Annotated in this window: 11 protein-coding genes; 4 read left to right on the forward strand and 7 right to left on the reverse strand. The window is 58.8% G+C overall.

Annotated features, from left to right (window positions below):
• Window positions 1-203: 203 nt before the first annotated feature.
• Window positions 204-422, reverse strand: a complete 219-nt coding sequence (locus tag FN835_RS20670) for a hypothetical protein (RefSeq protein ID WP_142665123.1) — start codon at window positions 420-422, stop codon at window positions 204-206.
• 215 nt (window positions 423-637) lie between these two features.
• Between FN835_RS20670 and FN835_RS20675 the strand changes: the two genes are divergently transcribed.
• Together FN835_RS20675 and FN835_RS20680 are read left to right on the forward strand one after the other, a co-directional pair.
• Entirely contained in the window at window positions 638-883 is a 246-nt protein-coding gene (locus tag FN835_RS20675; RefSeq protein ID WP_142665124.1) for a CsbD family protein, read from the forward strand.
• A gap of 87 nt (window positions 884-970) precedes the next feature.
• Window positions 971-1,153, forward strand: a complete 183-nt coding sequence (locus tag FN835_RS20680) for a hypothetical protein (RefSeq protein WP_142665125.1) — start codon at window positions 971-973, stop codon at window positions 1,151-1,153.
• A gap of 494 nt (window positions 1,154-1,647) precedes the next feature.
• Here FN835_RS20680 and FN835_RS20685 read toward each other — a convergent pair whose 3' ends face one another.
• Window positions 1,648-1,938: a hypothetical protein gene (locus tag FN835_RS20685; protein ID WP_142665126.1), complete on the reverse strand. Its 291-nt coding sequence runs from the start codon at window positions 1,936-1,938 to the stop codon at window positions 1,648-1,650.
• A 365-nt stretch (window positions 1,939-2,303) separates the two neighbouring features.
• On the reverse strand, window positions 2,304-2,555 hold the full coding sequence (locus tag FN835_RS20690; RefSeq protein ID WP_142665127.1) for a DUF2188 domain-containing protein: 252 nt from the start codon (window positions 2,553-2,555) through the stop codon (window positions 2,304-2,306).
• 142 nt (window positions 2,556-2,697) lie between these two features.
• Between FN835_RS20690 and FN835_RS21405 the strand changes: the two genes are divergently transcribed.
• Window positions 2,698-2,865, forward strand: coding sequence for a hypothetical protein (locus FN835_RS21405; protein WP_185958789.1), 168 nt, complete (start codon window positions 2,698-2,700; stop codon window positions 2,863-2,865).
• 316 nt (window positions 2,866-3,181) lie between these two features.
• On the forward strand, window positions 3,182-3,802 hold the full coding sequence (locus FN835_RS20695) for a PRC-barrel domain-containing protein (RefSeq protein WP_142665128.1): 621 nt from the start codon (window positions 3,182-3,184) through the stop codon (window positions 3,800-3,802).
• 176 nt (window positions 3,803-3,978) lie between these two features.
• Here the strand turns inward: FN835_RS20695 and FN835_RS20700 are convergent, their stop codons facing one another.
• From FN835_RS20700 to FN835_RS20715, 4 genes are all read right to left on the reverse strand, one after another.
• Complete coding sequence (locus FN835_RS20700; RefSeq protein WP_185958790.1) at window positions 3,979-4,509, reverse strand: zincin-like metallopeptidase domain-containing protein; 531 nt, start codon at window positions 4,507-4,509, stop codon at window positions 3,979-3,981.
• 72 nt (window positions 4,510-4,581) lie between these two features.
• Window positions 4,582-4,842 (reverse strand): hypothetical protein, encoded by a 261-nt coding sequence (locus tag FN835_RS20705; RefSeq protein ID WP_142665129.1) that lies wholly within the window; start codon window positions 4,840-4,842, stop codon window positions 4,582-4,584.
• A 56-nt stretch (window positions 4,843-4,898) separates the two neighbouring features.
• Window positions 4,899-5,165 (reverse strand): hypothetical protein, encoded by a 267-nt coding sequence (locus FN835_RS20710; RefSeq protein ID WP_142665130.1) that lies wholly within the window; start codon window positions 5,163-5,165, stop codon window positions 4,899-4,901.
• A gap of 399 nt (window positions 5,166-5,564) precedes the next feature.
• On the reverse strand, window positions 5,565-5,795 hold the full coding sequence (locus tag FN835_RS20715) for a hypothetical protein (protein ID WP_142665131.1): 231 nt from the start codon (window positions 5,793-5,795) through the stop codon (window positions 5,565-5,567).
• Window positions 5,796-6,241 lie beyond the last annotated feature (446 nt).

The following is a 6,241-nucleotide window of genomic DNA, read 5'->3' on the forward strand; positions in this document are numbered from 1 at the left end:
GGCGGATGCGAGGCGGACGACATGTGATCGGAAAAGACTGCGGCGCCGGGGTGAGCCGGGCCCCCTGCCCGGTCGATCCCCGGCGACGGCATTTGTCCGGCCTGACCCGTGCGGGCAGCGCACGGGTCGCTATATGGATGTACAAGTCCGTCACCTGCGCCAGACGCGATGGGATTACACCTTGCCACTGCACCTCGACCGCGTCAGGCGACCTTCGCACCCGAGGCGTTCACCTCTCGATAGGCGCGGCCGATCTCGCCGGTGCCGGGTGCGCGCCGGATAACGACATATTGGTCAGGCGCGCATTCGCGGATGGCGTCGGCGAGGACGCCGTTCCAGTTGTATTCGATGCGGCGGTCAGTGACGCGGACAGCAACTTGGGATCGGGCGTTATGCCCGATCACCAATGCGGTCTTGATCATTTAGGGTGCTCCATAGAAAAGCCCCACGCAATGGCGGGGCAGTCGTGAGAAACGATAATGGGGGAACTTATGTGGGGCCGCGCCGTTGAGAAGCGTGTGCCCCTCCACCGAGCCCCCTTCGCGTTCCCTCGAAGGGGGTTCTTATATTAAATCAATGTCAGGAACACCGACCCGTCGCCGCCCGTTGATCGGCACAGCATTCCTAGGAGGTCGAGATGAACCGCGACATCATCAAAGGCAAATGGGACCAGATGAAGGGTTCCGTGAAACAGAAGTGGGGCGAGCTTACCGACGACGACATGACCCAGATCGAGGGTGATGCTGACCGGCTGTCGGGCAAGCTCCAGGAGCGATACGGCTGGGCGAAGGAAGATGCGGAGCGTCATGTCGACGATTTCTTCCGTGACGACGCTGGCTCAGCACGGCGGGATGACACCCTTCGCGGTGACGACCGCCTGTAACCGGTGGGAAGGGCGACATCCCTCCTTAGCCCCCGGCCTTCCAGCCGGGGGCTTTTCATTTTCAGCGCAGGGGCTCAGAAGACGCGCATGAACGCGACGCGCGACGAAGCGACATTCACCCTGACCGGCCATTATTGGTCGAGCACGTACCCGACCGCGGATCTGCCGAACTGGCTGGCTTTCTATCAGCGGCAGCAAGATCTAACGCCGAAATCGGCGCACCACTATGGCGACACCGTGCTCAAGCTCGAGAATTTGCAGCTATCCTAGACCGTCCGGACTCACCCATGCGCTGGCGGGGCTGGATAGACAGATGAACTGAACGGTGATTATGGTCTTCCAGCCCCGCTATGATCCAGCAGGTCCATAGGGGGTTAAGCCCCCGGAATGGACTGCAAACCACATCCGGGGGCCGACGACACTGTACTCGAGCAGTTGAAGCATTTTCGAAACGCTACTGCATTTGTCCAGGTTAATATGCTAGAAATTATGTATCCCGTCCGAATCCTCGAACTGGTGTGATGGAGGTGTCCATGTGGAAACCCCAAGAGCCGAGCATACTCGTCCCGGCGATACCCTAGACGAAAAGATCGTTGTTGCTGATATGTCCGACGAAGAGGTCGATGCTGAATTCGACGAAATCATCGCGCGGATAGACGCGGATCAGTCTCCGACCGTTCCTTGAAACTTATAAAGCCCGCCCTCGGCGAACCGAGGGCGGAAAGTAGTTTCACACGAGATCGGCCATAGCTATCCCACCCGGCTTAACATCCGGTAAACGGCAACCCGTGCTGCTGAACGTATTTCTTCGGGAACGCAATGATGACGGCGCTTGGTCTGACTGGTGCGTCAAACTCCGGCTCGATCGACTCATCCGGCTCGTAAATAGCAAAATAACGATCCAGCTCTTTCTTGCAGAGCGCGATATCCCGCTCCAGCATGGCTCGATCCCATACCGGTGAACCCGACACTGCGAGGCTTCGCTCCCCCGTCTTGATGGCAAAGATGAGTTCCGAGATCACTTCTCTCAAATGGACTGGCAAAGGCTCGCGCATGAAATCCTCTTTGATTGCTGACCTTTTGGTATGGGATCAGGATGAATAAAGCATTAACGAAACTCGGTTCTGCGATGCAGCGCGTGGCGCAGGGGGGATCGCCCAATCCGGAATGCAAGAAAAGGCCCCGCCCCGGAATGTCCGAGGCGGGCTTTCGTATCCGATACACGACCTGCCCGTAGGTCAGAAAATGGAATCATTTGACGGGAGTTCGGTGCCGGGCTGGTGGGTAGGAATATAGCCTGCGGCTGTTTCGTCTTGCCGAGCGCAGCCTTGACGCTCTGGCCGATCTGCATGCTGGCGTCGAACGCCGTTCTCGACCGCAACGGCCACAGCCTTCTCCTCTGCGGGGTCGAGCGTGAGCCTCAGGCTTTCGGGTTTTCATCGACCTCGACATCTGGTCGATCCGATCCTTCCACATCCTCTACGTGCCATTTGCCGTCTTCATCCTGAAACTGGATAGTTTCGTTTTCTCCCGAGAGTTCCTGACGTGCAGCAGCATCCTGCGCAGCTGCGACTGCCGCCGCCTTGGTTTCAAAGGTCTCGGAAAATACATCGTCCACCTTGTAGGCCCAACCGTTGTCATGCTGAACAATTTCATAGGTGATCCTGGTCATCTCATCGTTCCTTTCAACGCACCTGCATTCCTCAAGTCGGAATCGTTGGCCGAAGTTCCTGCTGTTTGGCCCAAGCGGTCGGCGAACAAGTTTCCTGGAACGGGCGACCTCTGTGCTGGTTGCACAGGCAGGAGGACGAGATATGACCGATAAAACCGAAAAGCTCCCAGCCGATGAAGAACAGACGCCGCTTCCGGATCGCAAGCCATCGGTGCAGGACAAGCGGCCGCCGTCAGGCACGGCACAACCCGTTAACGACCCTCCGGGAACCGGCTATAACAAGCCCCGGCCGGGATATCCGACGCCGTAGTCAATTTTCTTGAGCAACTGGCGCAAGCTTTCAAAGCCGATGGGACCGCTTGCAGCCTTTGCGAAAAACATCGACTTGAGATTTCCACTCCGCCCTTTTTCGTCCGGATCGAACTGCGAGCCGCGAGGACTCGACGACGTCAATCAACGCAACCGCAATTCCATAAGATCGAAGCCAGAAATTGTTCCAGCCAAATCCTGTGATTGGCCTCAATTAAAAGTCATCCGTGAGCGCGCTCATTCTTGGAACGTACGGTTTTCCGCAATCGTTGGAAAAGCAATCGATCAAACCGATCAAGTCATTCAGGAGAATATCCATGAACAAGCTTCTTGCTTCGACCGCGCTGATTGCCATGCTGGCCGCACCTGCGATGGCGCAGACCGCCACCGACACGACCACGCCGCCCGCGACCACGGAAGCGCCCGCTGGGACGATGGCCCCCGCCGAGGGCGGCGACATGGGCGGTAGTCCGGCCACGACCGAGATGCCCGCAGATGGTGCTGCTACGCCTGCCCCGGTCGACGGCGCAGGTGCTGGTGCCGCGATTCCGACGACGGACGCGGCGGCTAAGGATGCCGCCGGCGGGTTTGGCTATGTCGGGATGGCGGGAGATATGTCGGCCGAGACGTTCATCGGCAAAAATCTTTACGTCTCGGAAGCCGAGGTCGACGCCAGTGCCGAGATGACCGAGGTGAACCCGGACTGGGACGACGTCGGCACGATCAGCGATCTGGTCATCGGTGACGACGGCCAGGTCAAGGCTGTGCTGATCGACATCGGCGGCTTCCTGGGGCTGGGTGCCAAGACCGTGGCCGTCGCCATGGATCAGCTTGACGTCATTCGCGACGGCGACTCGGAGAACGATTATTTCATCGTCTTCACGGCTGACCGCGCAGCGCTGGAAAGCGCGCCCGAGTTCAGCTGGGTCGAGGGTTAATCCTTTCACGGCACATAACCCGGAAGGCGCGGCGACTGCCGCGCCATTCTTCATGCGAGAAGCCCCTGCGCCAAGACAGGGATCGGAAGGGTCTCGAATCCGGCCCGACCGGGTTCTCCGCTTCCCGGCGCGCCCCTGCCGCTTGCGCGACAGAGGTTATTCTGCCTCCCCTTCAATCAGGCCGCAACGACGTGACCGGCCGTCTGTCCGCCGGCCATGTCGATCAGATAATCTGCCGCCTTTTGCGCCTCGGTCGCAGCCTTGAAGATCATCCGCTTGTCATCCTTCAGCGCGCGTAGCCAGCCTTCGACATAAGCGGCGGACTGGCCAAAGTCAGGCGTCAGGCCCAACTGGCTGCAGAGCATGCAATTGCCGAACTCCGCGATCAACTCCTCGAACGCGTAGGCCTTGCGGTCGCTGAACCGGCTGAAACGGTCCAGACGGGATGCATGGCCGCTCCAATGGCAGGCCTCATGCGCCAAGGTGGTATAATAGCTCCCAGCAGAGTGGAAGGTCGCGACGTCGGGCATGTGGATGAAGTCGGCACGCCGGTCATAATAGGCCTGCGCTTCGGCGCTATGGCGGATCTCGGCGCTGGTGGCGGCGAAGAAGGCGTCGAGTTCCGCATCGGCCTCGGTGCCCAAGTCGCGCGCGGGTTCAACCGCGGGCGCGGTGAATGCCTCCGGCAGGGCGACCTTGGCTAGCATCAGGCCTATTCGAGCTAATGATCGCCGGGTAAGATGTCCCGCAAATCCTTGGTGCGGGACACACGCTTCTGGCTACGTTGCCAGCAGCAGAAGTTTACTGCGAATCTTTTTGAATTTTATTTGCCCGGCAAGCATGCGTTCCCTGACTTCAGCGTCAGTGCATCCGTATTGTTCGACATAGCGATCGTAAGTTATCCAGCCAACGACATCGCTATGCTGCAGCTGGGAGATCACGTCGCGCAGATGTGCTCTAGCTTCAAATACACATACGCGCTCGAACATGCGTCTACCCTCAGGGCTGTCATCCGAGTTTACAGGGTCACGATCATCCATGGGTCGTTTACCTAATCCAAACGGACCGCACTTCCATCAATGATCAGAAGAGCAAGTCACGCTAGAGTTTTCCAGCTATACGGCGGATGCCCCCATTTATCGGAGGCTCGCGCGCGCACTTCGTCAAGTGCCTGTGCAAGAGTCTCCGCATAGCGGTTCGCGGGCGGAACGGTGATCACTGACCATCGCCAGGTCTCCGCGCGGTTATGCTGGGTGACATCCTTGAAGACCCGACCAACCACCAGCCCGTTCCGAAGCACTGTCCAATCGTCGGCGGATTCGATTTCAGCAAAGGTCTGGACGCGGGCCCACCAATCACCCATCAGAAGCCCTGTGCAGAAGCCGCATTTGCCTGGGTGGTAATTTGCATATCCGCCGCGCCGAGCTTGCCGCACGTAGAGCATTGCGCTTTGTTCAAGACATCCTGCCTGCTGACCGGACGGGGAAGTTGCACCTGGCCGCAATGTCCGCAGCTGCATAAAATTGTGAAAACATATGGCTTACCCATTTCTGATTCCCTCCTGCGCGCCAACAGAACAGAATAGGAACGTCTCGTCCAGATTGTCAGTTGCTGGGCGGTGGCCCCTGCGACCAGAGGGAACTTCATCGCAGGGGCATTGCGCTCGGAAGTGACCGGAGAGGGACAGCGCACCAACCAACCGCATATGACAGCTTTTGTTCCACGCTGGGGGGACACTCCACCTTAGCGCGGGGAGGCCGCTTCAGTCCCGCAAGCGTTGCATCGCTTCATCAATCTTGCGTTGCGTCTCAGTCTTGGCCTGATCGCCCAGGGCGACGTTGTCGATCAGAGAGGTTATGGCAGCTAAAGCTTCCGCGCGCTTCCAGCCTGCGGCAGCAGCACTATCAAGCACCGCGAGAATATCGGCCTCGAGGTCCGCCTCGCAGTCCAAAAAACGATCATCATATTCGTCAGAATGCTTCGGCCCGCCCATTATTCCGCCCTCACGTAAACCCCTGCCTCGATTAAGGCGTCGATAAATTTGTTACGGACGTCTTCCGCGTCGCCGCCATCCTGTTCGAATTCGACAATGGCTCTGACCGCCGCGCGAAACGCGGGATTCTCAACGTTGCAGCGGCTTAAGAGGGCGCGGCCCATAGAGTTTGTGTCAGCGACGATCCGGAAATGACCGCTAGCGTCCTCGTAATTGACAGATCGAATGGGGCGGCCTTGGGGCATGAACGTTCTCCATAAGGGAAGTCAGGCCCTCGCCGGAGGGTGAGGGCCTTCCCCCGGTCGTCGGAGTTGGACACTGTCAAGGACCGACCAAGAAACACTGATGGGGAGAGGTGGTCCGGGAATTTGGACCGGTTTGCCGCTCAGCTAAGCTTCAGCATGGGTTTCATGTCAGGCGGCGGCTTTCAGGTACTGGTCGGAGGT

Source organism: Paracoccus laeviglucosivorans, assembly GCF_900182695.1.
Taxonomy (GTDB): domain Bacteria; phylum Pseudomonadota; class Alphaproteobacteria; order Rhodobacterales; family Rhodobacteraceae; genus Paracoccus; species Paracoccus laeviglucosivorans.